The sequence below is a fragment of the Thiocystis minor genome, assembly GCF_016653465.1.
In the GTDB taxonomy this organism is placed as follows: Bacteria; Pseudomonadota; Gammaproteobacteria; order Chromatiales; family Chromatiaceae; genus Chromatium; species Chromatium minus.
The window spans coordinates 67,401-82,456 of the sequence record NZ_NHSQ01000110.1; the positions used below are offsets into that span (position 1 = coordinate 67,401).

Annotated in this window: 14 protein-coding genes and 1 pseudogene; 8 read left to right on the plus strand and 7 right to left on the minus strand. The window is 62.2% G+C overall.

Features of this window, described 5'->3' with window-relative positions; genetic code table 11:
- Positions 1 to 648, plus strand: coding sequence for a biliverdin-producing heme oxygenase (locus CCR95_RS15710; protein ID WP_201096064.1), 648 nt, complete (start codon positions 1 to 3; stop codon positions 646 to 648).
- 57 nt (positions 649 to 705) lie between these two features.
- Entirely contained in the window at positions 706 to 1,386 is a 681-nt protein-coding gene (locus tag CCR95_RS15715) for a YceH family protein (RefSeq protein ID WP_201096065.1), read from the plus strand.
- Positions 1,387 to 1,441: 55 nt separating this feature from the next.
- Here the strand turns inward: CCR95_RS15715 and parE are convergent, their stop codons facing one another.
- Positions 1,442 to 3,328 carry a DNA topoisomerase IV subunit B gene (gene parE, locus CCR95_RS15720; protein ID WP_201096066.1) on the minus strand — a complete coding sequence of 629 codons (1,887 nt, stop codon included), beginning with the start codon at positions 3,326 to 3,328 and terminating at the stop codon, positions 1,442 to 1,444.
- A gap of 104 nt (positions 3,329 to 3,432) precedes the next feature.
- A pseudogene (locus CCR95_RS15725) lies at positions 3,433 to 4,610 on the minus strand (IS3 family transposase).
- 195 nt (positions 4,611 to 4,805) lie between these two features.
- Here CCR95_RS15725 and CCR95_RS15730 point away from each other — a divergent pair.
- Together CCR95_RS15730 and ispA are read left to right on the plus strand one after the other, a co-directional pair.
- Positions 4,806 to 5,051 (plus strand): exodeoxyribonuclease VII small subunit, encoded by a 246-nt coding sequence (locus CCR95_RS15730; protein ID WP_201096067.1) that lies wholly within the window; start codon positions 4,806 to 4,808, stop codon positions 5,049 to 5,051.
- Positions 5,041 to 5,934, plus strand: a complete 894-nt coding sequence (gene ispA / locus CCR95_RS15735) for a (2E,6E)-farnesyl diphosphate synthase (RefSeq protein WP_201096068.1) — start codon at positions 5,041 to 5,043, stop codon at positions 5,932 to 5,934. Before CCR95_RS15730 ends, ispA begins: the two co-directional genes overlap by 11 nt.
- A 39-nt stretch (positions 5,935 to 5,973) precedes the next feature.
- Here ispA and kdsA read toward each other — a convergent pair whose 3' ends face one another.
- Complete coding sequence (kdsA, locus tag CCR95_RS15740; protein WP_201096069.1) at positions 5,974 to 6,804, minus strand: 3-deoxy-8-phosphooctulonate synthase; 831 nt, start codon at positions 6,802 to 6,804, stop codon at positions 5,974 to 5,976.
- Positions 6,801 to 8,444: a CTP synthase gene (locus CCR95_RS15745; protein WP_201096071.1), complete on the minus strand. Its 1,644-nt coding sequence runs from the start codon at positions 8,442 to 8,444 to the stop codon at positions 6,801 to 6,803. The genes kdsA and CCR95_RS15745 overlap by 4 nt, the downstream gene beginning before the upstream one ends.
- 241 nt (positions 8,445 to 8,685) lie before the next feature.
- On the opposite strand from CCR95_RS15745, the gene fnr reads away from it, so the two are divergent.
- The gene (gene fnr / locus CCR95_RS15750) at positions 8,686 to 9,447 is read left to right on the plus strand and encodes a fumarate/nitrate reduction transcriptional regulator Fnr (protein WP_201096072.1); all 762 of its coding nucleotides are present in this window, start codon (positions 8,686 to 8,688) and stop codon (positions 9,445 to 9,447) included.
- Here fnr and dnaQ read toward each other — a convergent pair.
- Genes dnaQ through CCR95_RS15765 form a run of 3 tightly spaced genes read right to left on the minus strand, consistent with a single transcriptional unit; the run spans position 9,444 to position 11,362 of the window.
- The gene (gene dnaQ, locus CCR95_RS15755) at positions 9,444 to 10,163 is read right to left on the minus strand and encodes a DNA polymerase III subunit epsilon (protein WP_201096073.1); all 720 of its coding nucleotides are present in this window, start codon (positions 10,161 to 10,163) and stop codon (positions 9,444 to 9,446) included. The two genes, fnr and dnaQ, sit on opposite strands and share 4 nt — an antisense overlap.
- Complete coding sequence (rnhA, locus tag CCR95_RS15760) at positions 10,144 to 10,605, minus strand: ribonuclease HI (RefSeq protein ID WP_201096076.1); 462 nt, start codon at positions 10,603 to 10,605, stop codon at positions 10,144 to 10,146. The genes dnaQ and rnhA overlap by 20 nt, the downstream gene beginning before the upstream one ends.
- A complete protein-coding gene (locus CCR95_RS15765) occupies positions 10,598 to 11,362 on the minus strand; it encodes a class I SAM-dependent methyltransferase (protein ID WP_201096078.1) in 765 nt (254 codons plus the stop codon). Before CCR95_RS15765 ends, rnhA begins: the two co-directional genes overlap by 8 nt.
- Positions 11,363 to 11,538: 176 nt before the next feature.
- Here CCR95_RS15765 and CCR95_RS15770 point away from each other — a divergent pair, with 176 nt between their 5' ends.
- From CCR95_RS15770 to CCR95_RS15780, 3 genes are read left to right on the plus strand one after another with little or no spacing between them, the layout of a single operon-like run.
- Positions 11,539 to 12,966 carry a LysM peptidoglycan-binding domain-containing protein gene (locus CCR95_RS15770; RefSeq protein ID WP_201096084.1) on the plus strand — a complete coding sequence of 476 codons (1,428 nt, stop codon included), beginning with the start codon at positions 11,539 to 11,541 and terminating at the stop codon, positions 12,964 to 12,966.
- A 33-nt stretch (positions 12,967 to 12,999) separates the two neighbouring features.
- Complete coding sequence (locus CCR95_RS15775) at positions 13,000 to 14,193, plus strand: methyltransferase domain-containing protein (RefSeq protein ID WP_201096085.1); 1,194 nt, start codon at positions 13,000 to 13,002, stop codon at positions 14,191 to 14,193.
- Positions 14,194 to 14,210: 17 nt separating this feature from the next.
- Positions 14,211 to 14,774, plus strand: a complete 564-nt coding sequence (locus CCR95_RS15780; RefSeq protein WP_201096087.1) for a L,D-transpeptidase family protein — start codon at positions 14,211 to 14,213, stop codon at positions 14,772 to 14,774.
- Positions 14,775 to 15,056 lie beyond the last annotated feature (282 nt).

The following is a 15,056-nucleotide window of genomic DNA, read 5'->3' on the forward strand; positions in this document are numbered from 1 at the left end:
ATGTCGAATCTCGACCAACTAACCGCTCTTTTACAAGATAAACCAAGCGTTGACCTGGCTGTTAAATTGCGTGGAGCAACCGCCGATGCGCATGCCGCGATCGAACGATTGCCAATCATGCTCCGCCTGACCTCTCGGGAGGTAACCCAAGACGACTACAGGCGCTATCTCCATGTCATCTCTGGCATCTATATCGTCGTGGAAACGGCTTTGTTCAAGGGTCTTGACGATGCCCTGCGCGAGCATTTAGGGGTGCGTCCTAAGTTGCCCATGTTGCTTCGCGACCTGGAAGAACAAGCCGGCCAGGCGCCTGCAATGATCGCCGAACGGGATCCGCGGTACTTCGAGACTCGCGGCACCAGTGCCATCGTTGGCGGTCTCTATGTCTTGGAAGGTGCGACCCTGGGCGGACGGACGATTGCCAGACACTTGCGTCGAATCCTGGGAGCCAAACTTGGTTCTGCATCCTTTCTGGACTTCCATGGCGAGCAAACGTCCACGCACTGGAAGCGTTTTTCCACCGCGCTGGAGACTTTCAGCACCGATGGGACACTGCTGCCGGACGAGGTGATCGCTGGCGCACTCGTTACCTTCGATACCATTTACCGCTGGCTGGAACAAGCGGATTCCACGCACCGAAACATCTGAGGGATAGACCTTCTATCAAAGCTGTTTTAGCGCATCGTCAGAGAGAACGAAACGACCATGAACACCAAAGAGACCGATGCTCCAGATGCGCTGCTGAATCCGGCAGAGGCGCGCATCATTGGTTGCCTGATGGAGAAACAACGCACAACGCCGGATCAGTATCCACTGACACTGAACAGCCTGGTGAGCGCCTGCAACCAGAAAAGCGCCCGTCATCCCGTGATGAATCTGACTCCGGGCGAAGTCGGGCATGCCGTCAACCGGTTACGCGATCGAGGTCTGATCCATGCCAGCCTCTCGGGGCGTTCAGAACGCTTCGATCATAAGATGGTCGGAACCTTCTTCCTCAGTCGCCAGGAACAGGCATTACTGTGTATTCTGATACTGCGTGGACCGCAAACGCTCGGCGAATTGCGCACCAACACGGCACGCATGGCTGATTTCGCGGACTTGGATCAGGTCTCGGCAATCCTGCAGGGCATGGCAGCGCGAGACCATGCGCTCGTCGTCGAATTGCCGAGATCGCCCGGCAAGCGCGAGGAACGCTACGCGCATCTGCTGTGCGGTCAGCCACAGGCAGAGGAATTCGCCAGCGTTGAACCAAGAACGGAATCGCCGGCGGTCCTTGCGGCTCAAGACAGCCGGATCGAAGCGCTTGAGGAAGAAGTCGCATCCCTGCGCGCAGATCTGAGTCGGCTCTGGAAACTCACTGGGCTAGCCGATCAAAGCGGCGATTGATAGCAACGCGAAAATCAACAAACGTTGCGACTGATGCGCTTTAAGTCATTTTTGGTTAAATTTCGGCCAGATCGCCTTTTTCCTGCAACCATCCGCGGCGGTCGGCGGCGCGCTTTTTGGCCAGCAGCATGTCGAGTAGATTGTCGCTGTCGTCATCGGCTTCAATCGTGAGTTGCACCAGGCGTCGGGTATCCGGATGGATGGTGGTTTCGCGCAGTTGGGACGGATTCATCTCGCCCAACCCCTTGAAGCGCTGGACATTGACCTTGCCTTTGACCTTCTCGGCCGCGATACGGTCGAGCACTCCACGTTTTTCGTCGTCGTCCAGGGCATAGTACACCTGCTTGCCCACGTCGATCCTGTACAGCGGCGGCATCGCGACATAGACATGCCCCTCGGCCACCAGGCGCCGGAAATGACGCAGAAACAGCGCACACAACAGAGTTGCGATATGGGCGCCGTCAGAATCCGCGTCGGCCAGGATGCAGACCTTGCCGAAGCGCAGCCGCCCGAGATCGTCGCTGCCCGGATCGACGCCGATGGCGACCGCGATATCGTGGACTTCCTGCGAGCCCAGTACCTCGTTGGCATCGACCTCCCAGGTGTTCAGGATCTTGCCCCGCAGCGGCAGGATCGCCTGAAACTCGCGGTCGCGCGCCTGCTTGGCCGAACCGCCGGCCGAATCGCCCTCGACCAGAAAGAGTTCGCCGCGCTCGGGATCGGTCGCGGTGCAATCCGCCAGCTTGCCGGGCAGGGCCGGCCCCTGGGTGATCTTCTTGCGGGTCACGGTGCGCCCGGCGCGCAACCGCGTCTGGGCCGCGCCGATAGCCAGTTCGGCGATCCGCTCCCCCTCCCCCACATGCTGATTCAGCCAGAGACTGAAGGCATCCTTGACCACGCCGGAGACGAAGGCCGCGCACTCGCGCGAGGACAGCCGCTCCTTGGTCTGACCGGAAAACTGCGGTTCGATCAGCTTCACCGACAGGATATAGCTGACACGTCCCCACACATCCTCCGGCGCCAGTTTGACCCCGCGCGGCAGCAGGTTGCGGAACTCGCAGAACTCACGCACCGCCTCGGTCAGCCCACTGCGCAGACCGTTGACATGGGTGCCGCCCTGCACGGTCGGGATTAGATTGACATAGCTCTCGGCAATCGGTTCGCCGGCGCCTGGCAGCCAGGCCAATGCCCAACTCGCCGCTTCGTTCGTGCCCGCCAGATCGCCGACAAAGGGTTCGGCGGGGATCGTCTCGGCCCCATTCAGCTCCTGCGTCAGATAATCCCTGAGACCGTCGCGGTAACACCAGACCTGCTCCTCCCCGCTCGCCGCATCGAGAAAGCGCACCTCCAGCCCCGGACACAACACCGCCTTGGCCCGCAGCAGATGGACTAGCGGACGGATGGCGAATTTAGGGGTATCGAAATATTTAGGGTCGGGCCAGAAACGCAGTCGGGTGCCGCTTTTACCCCGTGGAGCCGTACCGATTTGACTCAGATCGCTGGTCTTGACCCCACCCGCAAAGGCCATGCGATATTCGTGACCGCCGCGCTTGACCCAGACCTCCAGCGTTTGCGAAAGCGCGTTGACCACCGAAACGCCCACGCCATGCAGACCGCCCGAGAAACGGTAGTTGTCGGTGTTGAATTTCCCGCCCGCGTGCAGCTTGGTCAGAATCACCTCGACCCCCGGCAGACCCTCCTGCGGGTGCATGTCGACCGGCATGCCGCGCCCGTCGTCGCTGACCTCCAGCGAGCCGTCGGCATGCAGCACCACCGAGATCGCGCGGGCATGGCCGGCCAGCGCCTCATCGACGCTATTATCGATCACCTCCTGAGCCAGATGATTGGGACGAGTCGTATCGGTATACATCCCGGGGCGCTTGCGCACCGGATCGAGGCCCATCAGAACCTCGATGGCAGAGGCATCGTAATTGCCGGTCATGGAGAGAGCATTCCTTCTATAACGTTTCGGATTGACAACCGTACCTCCCGCCCGCGCTGGCCTACTGAGGTTCCCTCGGTTTTTCGTCTTCCAAGGAAGGGGGCTCATGCTACCTGCTTTTCTCCCTGCTGGGTGCTGATCCAGTCTTTCAGGAACTGGACCGGGGCGGTATCGCCGAGCGTTGAGTGCAGACGTTTGCGGTTGTCGAACACCTTGATGGACTCGAACGCCATGGTCGTCATCGCCGCGCGCGTCGCGAAGCGCTCGCCAAAGACCCGCTCGTGCTTGAAGCGATTAAACCCGCTCTCGGTGGGGGCATTGTCCCAGCCGTTTCCCTTGCGGCTCATGGAGCAGACCATGGCGTCTTCGCTCAGCTTGTCCTGGAACAGGTGGCTGGCGGACTGGCGACCCCGGTCGGAGTGGTGAATCAGCCCCGGCGCCGGCTTGCGCCGGAACCCGGCCATGGTCAGCGCATCGGTCACGAGCTCCGCTGTCATGCGCGGTTTTCATGACCAGCCGACCACCTCGCGGTTGACTCGATCCAGCACCATGGCCAGGTAGAGCCAGCCTTCATCGGTCCACAGGTCGGTGATGTCGGCCGTCCACACCGGATTCGGTGCGACGGGGGCGAAATCGCGCTTCAGCCGGTTGTCGGCCACCGGCAACGGGTGTTTGGAATCGGTCGTGACCTTGTCACGGCGCTGGTGGCGGGCACGGATACCGTGCTCGCGCATGAGGCGCTCCAGCGCCTTGCTGGCTGGAAAGCCCCGTGCGCGCCGCTCGCGCACCCTGCGCGGGCTGCCGTCGGCACCCTGGAATGCCGTATGGATGGATTGAATCAGAACGCTCATCTGTGGAGCCGTGAGCCATCGGCGTTCCGGGTGACCACCACGTTTCCAGGCGCGATCGCCGCTGATGCTGACGGCCAGCACCGCACACATCGCAGCGAGGTCGAACGCCTGGCGTTGCGCGTCAATCCAGGCAGACTTCACAGCGCCTCCTTCGCGCAGTCTGCCGTCGCTTTTTTTAAGCTGTCGACCTCGCGCTTGAGGCGGATCACCTCCGCGCGCAGACGCGACAGCTCCATCTCCTCCGGCGTGACCTTCCGGGTACCCGCGCCATCGAGCATGCCAGCATCGGACGCCTTGACCCAGTTGCGCAAGGTCTGCTCGACCAAACCCATCTCCTTGGCCACGGTGCCAACGGTTTTGCCATCCTTGACGCGCTTGACCGCCTGAGCCTTGAACGCGGCGGTGCACTCCTGCTTCGGGATCTTCTGCATCATCGTCTCCAGTGTGAACGTTAGTTGACGTCACCCTTGGAAGACGAAATTTCGGGGGAACCTCAGATCGGTCGTCCTCCGCAAAACGAAACCTTACAGCCGCTAAACAGGCAGAATGTCTGGATTGGACCGTGTTGGTTTGACCGCTCAACCCAGCTAGGCTACCGTACCGCCTAAAGCCCGATCCAGAAGCCAATGAAAAAACCAGCCACCCCGCCCCCGCCATCCTTCGAGCAGGCCCTGAACGAGTTGGAAAGCGTTGTCGATGCCCTGGAAAAGGGTGAGATGACACTCGAGGACTCGCTGGCGGCCTTCGAGCGCGGCATCGGTCTCACCCGCGTCTGCCAGCAGGCATTGGACACGGCCGAGCAGCGGGTGCGCATTCTCACCGATGCCCGGCCCGAGGCCGAGCCAGAACCTTTCGAGCCCCATGACCCATAACCAACTGGACACCTACCGGACACGCTGTCAGGCGCGTCTCGAAACCGCGCTCGACGAACTTCTGCCGCGCGCCAGCGTACCGCCTCTGCGCCTGCACGAGGCCATGCGTTATTCGGTGCTGGGCGGCGGCAAGCGCATCCGTCCGCTGCTGACCTACGCGACCGGCGAGGCGCTCGGCATCGATCCCGCCCGGCTCGACCGTCCCGCCTGCGCGGTGGAATTCATCCACGCCTACTCGCTGATCCACGACGATCTCCCGGCGATGGACGACGATGACCTGCGCCGCGGACGCCCCACCTGTCACCGCGCCTTCGACGACGCAACCGCCATCCTCGCCGGCGATGCGCTGCAAACCCTGGCCTTCCAGGCGCTTGCAGAGGCCACCGGACTGGATGCCCGAATCCGGATCGCGATGGTGGAGCATCTGGCCCGCGCCAGCGGCTCGCGCGGCATGGTCGGCGGTCAGGCGCTGGATCTGGAGGCCGAGGGCAAGGCGCTCGATGTCGCCAGGCTCGAACATATCCACATCCACAAGACCGGCGCGCTGATTCGCGCCTCCGTGCAGATGGGCATCCTGGCCCACGGCTCGCTCGATGCGGACCACGCCGAGCGTCTGGACCGGTACGCCAAGTGTCTCGGACTGGCGTTCCAGATCCAGGACGACGTGCTCGACGTGGAAGGCGAAACTGCGCAGATCGGCAAGACCGCCGGGCGCGATCAGGCGCTCGACAAGGCCACCTACCCGGCCCTGGTCGGACTGGCCGAGGCGAAGGAGATGGCGGCCGATCTGATCGGCGAGGCGCTGACGGCCATCGAGATCCTGCCGGACGGCGCCGATCCGTTGCGCTGGATCGCGAGCGCATTGCTCGGTCGCAGGAACTGACTCCTAACGACCTGGAAGACGTCTCTTGAAGGGGTCAATTTAGGATTCAGCCAATCCCGCCGCCTTGACCACCCGATCAAGCTCAACCAGCGTCGTCAGCAACTCCCGCATCCGCCCCAGCGGCCAGGCATTCGGCCCATCGCTCAGCGCCTCGTCGGGGCGCGGGTGGGTCTCCATGAACAGTCCGGCGACTCCGGCGGCGACGGCGGCCCGCGCCAGCACGGGGACGAATTCGCGCTGTCCGCCCGAACGATCCCCCTGCCCTCCCGGCAATTGCACCGAATGGGTGGCGTCGAAGACCACCGGACAGCCGGTCTCGCGCATGACGGCCAGCGCGCGCATGTCCGAAATCAGATTGTTATAGCCGAAGGAAACCCCCCGCTCGCAGACCATGATCTGCCGATTGCCCGTCGAACGCGCCTTGTCGACCACATGGCGCATGTCCCAGGGCGCGAGAAACTGGCCTTTTTTGAGGTTGACCGGCTTGCCCTGACTGGCGACCGCGCGGATGAAATTGGTCTGTCGGCAGAGAAAGGCCGGGGTCTGGAGCACGTCGACAACGGCGGCGACTTCATTGAGCGGCGTGTCCTCGTGGACATCGGTCAACACCGGGACGCCGATGCGTTCGCGCACGGCTTCCAGAATCCGCAGACCCTCCTCAAGACCCGGACCGCGAAAGCTGCCAGCCGAGGAACGGTTGGCCTTGTCGAAGGAGGATTTGTAGATGAAGGGGATGCCGAGCGCGTCGGTCATCTCCTTGAGCGCGCCGGCCGTTTCTTCCGCCAGCGTCTCGCTCTCGATTACGCAGGGTCCGGCGATCAGGAAGAGCGGGCGGTCGATGCCTGCCTCAAAATGGGCGAGCCGCATCATTCGGCCTGGTCTCCAGCCAATTCGTGTTGAGTTAGGGCCGCGCGGATGAAGCCGCAAAACAGCGGGTGGCCGTCACGCGGGGTCGAGGTGAACTCGGGATGGAACTGGCAGGCGATGAACCAGGGGTGATCCGGGATCTCGATGATCTCGACCAGCTTGTTGTCAAGCGACCAGCCAGAAAAGCGCATCCCGGCGTCCTTCATAGCATTGAGATAACGGTTATTGAACTCATAGCGATGACGGTGGCGCTCGCGGGCCTGGGGGGTGCCATAGACGGCGCGCGCCAGACTGCCGGGTTCGAGACGGCAGTTCTGACCGCCGAGGCGCATGGAACCGCCCAGATCCTGACCTTCGGCGCGCGTCTCGATCTTGCCTTTTTCGTCGCGCCATTCGGTGATCATGGCGATCACCGGATGCGGGGTCTCGCGGTCGAATTCGGTGCTGTGCGCGCCCTCCAAACCGGCGAGATGACGGGCGTATTCGATCACGGCGATCTGCATTCCGAGACAGATGCCGAGATAGGGGATGCGCTGTTCGCGGGCATACCGGGCGGCGGCGATCTTGCCTTCGATGCCCCGTTCGCCAAACCCGCCGGGAACCAGAATGGCATCCAGTCCGTCGAGACAGGCGGTGCCCTGCTGCTCGATCTCCTCGGCGTCCAGATAGAGAATCTCGACCTTGGTGCCGGTATGCACGCCGGCATGGGCGAGCGCCTCGGACAGCGATTTATAGGCTTCGGTGAGGTGCATGTACTTGCCGACCATGCCGACGCGGACCTGATGCGTGGGATGATCGAAACCGTCCAGCACCCGGTCCCACTCGCTGAGATCCGCCTCGGGCACATCGAGCTGGAACTGGCGCACCGCCAGTTCGTCGAGCTTCTGGGCGTGCAGCAGACGCGGGATGCGATAGATGTTGTCGGCATCGACGGCGGAGATGACGGCATTCTCCGGGACGTTGGTGAAGAGCGCGATCTTGCGCCGCTCGTCGTTCGGCAGATCCTGTTCGGCGCGACACAGCAGAATGTCGGGCTGGATACCGATCGAGCGCAGTTCCTTGACCGAGTGCTGGGTCGGCTTGGTTTTGATCTCGCCGGCGGTACGGATGTAGGGCACCAGGGTCAGATGCATGAAGAGCGCGTTTTCGCGTCCCTCTTCCACCCGCATCTGGCGAATCGCCTCCAGGAAAGGCAAGGACTCGATGTCGCCCACGGTGCCGCCGATCTCGACCATGGCGATGTCGGCGCCCTCGGCCCCAAGCCGGATGCTTTGCTTGATCTCGTCGGTGATGTGGGGGATCACCTGCACGGTACGGCCCAGATAATCGCCGCGGCGTTCCTGGCGGATCACGCTCTCGTAGATCTGGCCGGTGGTGAAGTTGTTGTTGCGGCCCATGCGGGTGCGCAGGAAGCGCTCGTAGTGGCCCAGATCCAGGTCGGTCTCGGCGCCGTCGTCGGTCACGTAGACCTCGCCGTGCTGAAACGGGCTCATGGTGCCCGGATCGACGTTGATGTAGGGGTCGAGCTTGATCATCGTCACGCGCAGACCGCGGGCTTCGAGCAGCGCTCCGAGCGATGCGGATGCAATGCCTTTGCCCAGCGACGAGACGACACCGCCGGTGATAAAAATAAACTTAGTCATAGGAAGCAGGAACAGAAAAAGGAGGGTCGAGGGCGGTGGCCCGATAACCGCGACAAACTACCAAAATCGCGGCGTCGGCTCAATCGGATCGCTGCCGCCTGCAAAGTCAGCAGGGTAGGGTAATACGTACACGAACCCTTGCCCTTGTAATTTGTCACCGATACAGTTACAAATCACGCATTCTTGATCCAGATCAAATGGCAGACCAAAATCGAGCTGCCGATGGTGAGGGGGCGCTGCCATGAGTCAATTCAAAGTCATTTCATTGGAATCCATTCGAGTCGCGTGCAAGAACTGTACGCTGACCTCGCTGTGTTTGCCCATGGGCCTGTCTCCGGAAGACGTGGAGCGTCTCGACGAAATCGTCAAACGCGCCCGACCCTTGCATCGCGGCGATTATCTGTTTCGCGAGGGCGACCGGTTCCGGGCGCTCTATGTCGTCAAGACCGGATCGGTCAAGACCTTCGCGCCCAGTTCCGAGGGCGGCGAGCAGGTTCTGGGATTCCATCTCCCCGGCGAGATCATCGGCCTGGACGCCATCGACAAGGATGTACACGCCTGTTCCGCCAAGATCCTTGAAACCTCCGCGATCTGCGAAATCCCCTTCACCAGACTCGAAGACCTGACCGCGACCACCCCCAGCCTTCAGCATCAGATGTACCGACTGCTCAGCAAGGAGATCGGTCAGGATACCGACATGCTGCTGCTGCTCGGCAAGAAGAACGCGGAGGAACGTCTGGCCGCGTTTCTGTTGAGTCTCTCGCAACGTCTGCACAAGCGCGGTCTCTCGCCGTCCGATTTCTATCTCAGCATGTCGCGCCACGAGATCGGCAACTATCTGGGGCTCGCGGTCGAAACCGTCAGCCGACTGTTCACGCGCTTCCAGGAAGACGGTCTGATGTGCGTGGACCGCAAGCATATCCAGTTGCTCAATCTGCCCGCGCTGGAATCCCTGGTAGGCGGCTCCGGGCAGGGCCGGCGCCAGCAGCAACAGCAGACCTAATCCGCCTTCAGCCATAGACAGCCGTCCGCGCTTGCCGCCTGAATGGCCGCCAGACGCGCCGCATGCGCGGCACAACTGATGTCATCGGCATGGACCACGCGCAGACGCGCGCGCCCAGGATCAATCCGACCGCGATGCCGGGTGCGCGGATCGCGTCCTCCCGCTTCGGAGAGCTCATCCCCCAGGTGGAGCGCGACTTGCCCACCGGTCATCGCGAGATAGACGTCCGCCAGAATCTCGGCGTCGAGCAAGGCGCCATGCAGATCCCGGTGCGAGTTGTCGACGGCATAGCGCTTGCAGAGCGCGTCCAGTCCGTTGCGTTGCCCCGGATGCAGCCGCCGCGCCATCGCAAGCGTATCGGTCACCTCGCACCGGTCTTGAATCCTGGGCGTCCCGTCCCGCCAACGCTGCAATTCGTGATCCAGGAACCCGACATCGAACGGGGCGTTGTGGATGATCAACTCCGCGCCCTCGACATAGCGCAGAAAATCCTCCGCGACCTCGGCAAAACGCGGCTTGTCGGCGAGGAAGGCGTTGGTGATGCCGTGGACATTCGCCGCCCCGGCGTCGATCTCGCGATCCGGCTGGAGATATTGGTGGAAAGCGTTGCGTGTAAGCCGGCGGTCGATCAACTCGACGCAGCCAATCTCGATAATCCGGTGCCCTTCCCTGGGATCCAGCCCCGTGGTCTCGGTATCAAGAACGACCTGACGCATTCCGCCCTCCCGAACCGGGCACGCCCTGATTGGCCAGTCGGTCGGCACGCTCGTTCTCGGGGTGTCCCGTATGACCCCTGACCCACCGCCAGAGCACCTCGTGACCGCCGAGCGCGGCATCGAGCCGCTCCCAGAGATCCCGGTTCTTGACCGGTTGGCGGTTGGCGGTGCGCCAGCCGTTGCGCTTCCAATTGGACATCCACTCGCCGACCCCGCGCTTGACGTACTGCGAGTCGGTGGTGATCTCGATTCGGCTGGGCCGTTTCAGCGATTCCAGCGCGACGATGACCGCCATCAGCTCCATGCGGTTATTGGTCGTCTCGCGCTCGCCGCCGCACAGTTCCTTTTCGGCCTCGCCCCAACGCAGCAGCACGCCCCAGCCGCCCGGCCCTGGGTTCCCCTTGCAGGCGCCGTCGGTAAAGGCTTGCACGCTCTCAGACATGACTTCTACCCCGTGTCGTCGGTCGCACGGCATTGCCCGGCAAAAGGGCGTGCCGCCGTTTCCAGGATGGTTTCAGAGGGGTGAGGGTGGCGACCCGCTTGACCGCCCGGATGACGTAGCCGCCACTCAGCGCCGGCCAGAAGCGCCGCCCCAACGACTCGATCGGCGCGCAATGCGCACCCTGCGCGCTCCGCAAGGGCGGGCAGAACAGGATGCGTTCGCAAAACTCGATGGCAAACCCGGCGTCGGTAAGCCACGCCTCGACTTGCGACGGCATTCTGAAGCGACCGCACCAGGGCATCCGCCCAGTGACGCTCAACAGCAATCCCCAGAGACCCCAGGCACTGAACGCATTGAAGCCCACGATGATCACGCGCCCATCGGGGATCAACACCCGCTCGACCTCGCGCAGCACGGCCCGCGGGTCGTCCGTGAAGTCCAGCGTATGCGGCAACAGGATGGCGTCGATACTGTCGGTCGCCAGCGGAAGCTGGCTCTCCAGACCGACGATTTCCAGCCCGCGTTGCCCGGACGGCTGCTCGGGAGGCAGCATGACCCGGTGACGGATGCGGCTGGAGTCCAGCGCCTCGCGAAAAATCTCGGTTGGACCAAGCTGCACCAGATAATAGCCGAAGGTCTGATTGAGCTGACGCCGCACACACTCGCTTTCGGCCCTGGCGACTTTCCGTCCCAGCGGGGAGCGATACCAGTCTTGAAGCCGCTTGAACGGAGATGTCCAGCGTTGGGAAACAGTCATGCGGATGCCTCTCTTTGAGGTGCACATGGTACCCATGATCGCGAACGCTGTCGTGCGACCGAACGAGGAATATCCGCATTCAAGCCTGGAATTATGAGCGTCCTTTGCGTATCATGTGCCCTGAAAAAAATAATATTTCGCTTAAACAAGCAGTTAAAAATTTAAATGGGGTTCCAATGCCTGATGCCAGACTTTTGGGACGCGCCGTTTGTGCGCTCGTCGCCCTTGCCTTGCCGCTGCTGAACGGTTGTGCTAAGCAATCCGATGTCACCGCCTTCAACAATGTCGATGGCGCCTACTCGGGCATGGTCTCCGCCCGCGAATACGGCTTCGTCAGACCCGCCGAGGATGTCCGGGTCGCGGGCAACTCCAGGTCAAGGGTGGCAAACCGTCTCCCGACGGGAGATGTCTGGGGCCGGGTTCGTTCCGGCATGCAACTGAATCTGCACGCCGACTCCCGCATCGATTCCACGCTTGAGCGTTTCCGCCGCGATCCCCGCTATCTGGAAAAAATGTCGCAACAGGCGACGCCCTATCTGCCGACCATCGTCGCCGAGATCGAGCGACGCGGATTCCCCATGGAGTTGGCGCTTCTCCCTCATGTCGAAAGTCGTTACAACCCGGCGGCAACCTCGCCCAAGGCCGCTGGCGGCCTGTGGCAGTTCATGCCCTACACCGCCCGCGAGATGGGGCTGCGCATGGATAACGGATACGACGAGCGGCGCGATGTCGTCGCTTCGACGCGCGCCGCCATGGACTATCTGGATCAGCTCAGCCGGCGCTTCGATGGCGATTGGGAACTCGCCATGGCCGCCTACAATTGCGGTCCCGGCCGGGTCGAGGCCGCTCTTGAGGCCAACCGTCGCAATGGCAAACCCACCGATTTCTGGTCCTTGAATCTACCGAACGAGACCAAGCAATACGTCCCGCAGATCCTCGCCACGGCTCGACTAGTCGCCGATTCGCGCAAATACGGGCAGCGACTCCCAGCGATTGCCGATCGCCCCCGCACCGAGATGTTACTGACCAACACGCCCATGAATCTAGTCAAGGTCGCGACCGCCGCCGGCGTGGACTTCGCCGAGATCCAGCGACTGAATCCCGAGATTACATCGAAATGGGCAGGGAACAAGGACATCGCCCAACTCATGGTACCCGCCGGAACGGGCGCCAAACTCAGCCCCGCCGCGGCGAAATCGGTCAGGGTCATGTCGATGACGGTCGGGGCCGACGCCTCGCGAACCGCCGTCCGTCTCCATCAGAGGCAGCCCACCGTCGCGAACGTCAATCTCGTGGACGACAAGGTCCACCAGGTCAAAAACGGCGAGACCCTGACATCGATCGCGCTGCGACATGGGATTGCGCGAGACAATCTTGCCGAATGGAATGGTCTTTCGCCTCGCGACCCCCTGCTGCCGGGTCAGACACTGCGGATCCCCAAACAGGAAGCGCAGAACCTTGTCACCCACTGGGTGCGCAAGGGCGACTCCATCGAGACCATCGCCCGCCGCTATGGCGTGACCGTCACGGAAATCCGACGCTGGAACAGAATCACCGACAATCGTCTGAAACAGGGCGAAAAACTGCGCATCTATCGGAGCTGAACGAGGGTCTCCTCCTAACCGACCCCAAACGCAATGGCCATCGCCCGGATCGCCTTCAATCTGCAGTGGAGAAGTTGCCATGCCCTCCACAACGACGCGCTCCTGCTCGCCCGGCTGAATCCTTGGCGGGATGTTCTCCCGCCTGAACTCGAAGCAGGCATCAGTGGCGGATCCCGTGGCGATCGGAGCAGTCATGCATTCGCCCCCGGCGTTCTGACGTCTCCTTTTCAAGAAGATCGGCTGATCTCGCTCGAACCCCGTCATTTCGACCACCCCCATTTGACGCCGGAAGACGCCGAGCCACGTCTTGGGCGCTTTTATCCAGGCAAATTCATCAGGCCACCGGCGTCCGGCGCCATCGCGAATCAGCAGCCGATTCGAGTTGTTGACACCAGACCGGAGCAACTCCGAATCGACCTCAACCACCCGCTGGCCGCGTATCCGCTGCGTCTGGATCTCCAGATCGAAGACATCGCAAATCAGGACGTGGAACGCGGCGGGCGCTGCAATGAGGTCGCGGATCTGATCGCCGGCGGCGGTCCGGGGATGCAGGCGCGTTGGCGCGATCTGCCAACCGATTTCTGGTCGGGCCAGCCGTTCCGGCGTCAGAATTCAGGCCCCGATGCGGATTTCTACCAACAGCCACGTTTTGTCGACCATCTCGACCGCACGGCTATCGGTCAAATCAGCGCGCTCCATGGCAGCCTGATCCCCGACGAAGCGAGGATTCTGGATCTGATGTCGAGTTGGCATTCGCACCTTCCCGGCACGCTGAAGACCTGTCAGGTCACCGGACTCGGCATGAACGCCGACGAACTTGCCGCAAACCCGATGCTCCAACAACGCCTAGTCCATGATCTCAACGCGGAGCCGAGGGTTCCCTGCGAGGATCACGCCTTCGATGCCGTCATCTGCACCGCCTCGGTGGAATATCTGACGCAGCCCCTGGCGGTCTTCCGGGACATCGCCCGGGTCTTGCGTCCTGGCGGAATCTTCATCGTCAGTTTCTCAAACCGATGGTTTCCGCCCAAGACCATCCAGCTCTGGCCAGCGCTCCACGAATTCGAGCGACCCGGTCTGGTGCTCGACTATTTTCTGGAATCCGGCCTGTTTCAGGATCTCGAAACCTGGTCGATGCGCGGACTGCCCCGCCCGCCGGACGACAAATATGCCGATCGGCTACCCCACTCGGACCCGGTTCACGCGGTCTGGGGACGGCGAGTCTGAGTCAACGCGAGGATCGCATGAAAAAGCGGTGCGCTCTGTTGACGACGTTGTTGCTCGCCATCCCGCTGGCGCCCGCCGCGCCGGCGATGTCCTTCCTTCCCGCGTTCGACCTTCCGCAATCCACGGAAAACAAACCGCCGGAATTTCGGCCGTTAAATCCCGGCATGGCCGACCGCGTGGTCGTGAAAAAGGCCGAGCGCCGCCTGTATCTCATGCGCGGCGATCAGCCGCTACGCACCTATGCGATCGCACTCGGCGTCCGACCGGAAGGCCCCAAGCGGCTAGAAGGCGATGGCCGTACTCCAGAAGGGCGCTACGTGCTGGACCGACGCAATCCGCGAAGCAGCTACCGCAAATCGGTCCATCTCTCCTATCCCAATGCGCGGGATCGCCTGCGGGCACACGCCAAGGGAGGCCGCCCGGGCGGCATGATCATGATCCACGGACAACCAAATGGTCACCGTGGAGGAGCACCAAGGGAGGGCGACTGGACCTTCGGCTGTATCGCCGTCTCCAACCCGGCGATCGACGAGATTTGGTCATTGACCACCGATGGCACGCCGATCGAAATTCTGCCCTGATTTAGGTGATGCGCTGAAAACAACCCTCGGACAATCTTTGAAGACACAGGATGCGAGAGAATCCTAGCTTCTATGATCTCAACGACAACGATTGCGGCGACGACAGTGGCGACTAAGGTATTCGCTAATGGGCGTGTTTAGCGGATTAATAAAATGAGAAATCCCCCGGCTTTGCCGGGGTGACAGTAGCAGTTTGACATTTCCGGGAGTCCATCGGGACACTCCGCAGCGTGAGCCGCCAAGCACACGACCGAGGAGAGTCCGATGGACGAATATGAAAGC

Excerpts from the sequence above, each read along its gene's own strand:
- CCR95_RS15780 (WP_201096087.1), top strand. The coding sequence starts at position 14,211 with ATGAAAAAGCGGTGCGCTCTGTTGACGACGTTGTTGCTCGCCATCCCG.
- CCR95_RS15710 (WP_201096064.1), top strand. The coding sequence starts at position 1 with ATGTCGAATCTCGACCAACTAACCGCTCTTTTACAAGATAAACCAAGC.
- CCR95_RS15745 (WP_201096071.1), bottom strand. The coding sequence starts at position 8,444 with ATGACTAAGTTTATTTTTATCACCGGCGGTGTCGTCTCGTCGCTGGGC.
- CCR95_RS15730 (WP_201096067.1), top strand. The coding sequence starts at position 4,806 with ATGAAAAAACCAGCCACCCCGCCCCCGCCATCCTTCGAGCAGGCCCTG.
- fnr (WP_201096072.1), top strand. The coding sequence starts at position 8,686 with ATGAGTCAATTCAAAGTCATTTCATTGGAATCCATTCGAGTCGCGTGC.
- ispA (WP_201096068.1), top strand. The coding sequence starts at position 5,041 with ATGACCCATAACCAACTGGACACCTACCGGACACGCTGTCAGGCGCGT.
- rnhA (WP_201096076.1), bottom strand. The coding sequence starts at position 10,605 with ATGTCTGAGAGCGTGCAAGCCTTTACCGACGGCGCCTGCAAGGGGAAC.
- dnaQ (WP_201096073.1), bottom strand. The coding sequence starts at position 10,163 with ATGCGTCAGGTCGTTCTTGATACCGAGACCACGGGGCTGGATCCCAGG.
- kdsA (WP_201096069.1), bottom strand. The coding sequence starts at position 6,804 with ATGATGCGGCTCGCCCATTTTGAGGCAGGCATCGACCGCCCGCTCTTC.
- CCR95_RS15775 (WP_201096085.1), top strand. The coding sequence starts at position 13,000 with ATGGCCATCGCCCGGATCGCCTTCAATCTGCAGTGGAGAAGTTGCCAT.
- CCR95_RS15715 (WP_201096065.1), top strand. The coding sequence starts at position 706 with ATGAACACCAAAGAGACCGATGCTCCAGATGCGCTGCTGAATCCGGCA.
- CCR95_RS15770 (WP_201096084.1), top strand. The coding sequence starts at position 11,539 with ATGCCTGATGCCAGACTTTTGGGACGCGCCGTTTGTGCGCTCGTCGCC.
- parE (WP_201096066.1), bottom strand. The coding sequence starts at position 3,328 with ATGACCGGCAATTACGATGCCTCTGCCATCGAGGTTCTGATGGGCCTC.
- CCR95_RS15765 (WP_201096078.1), bottom strand. The coding sequence starts at position 11,362 with ATGACTGTTTCCCAACGCTGGACATCTCCGTTCAAGCGGCTTCAAGAC.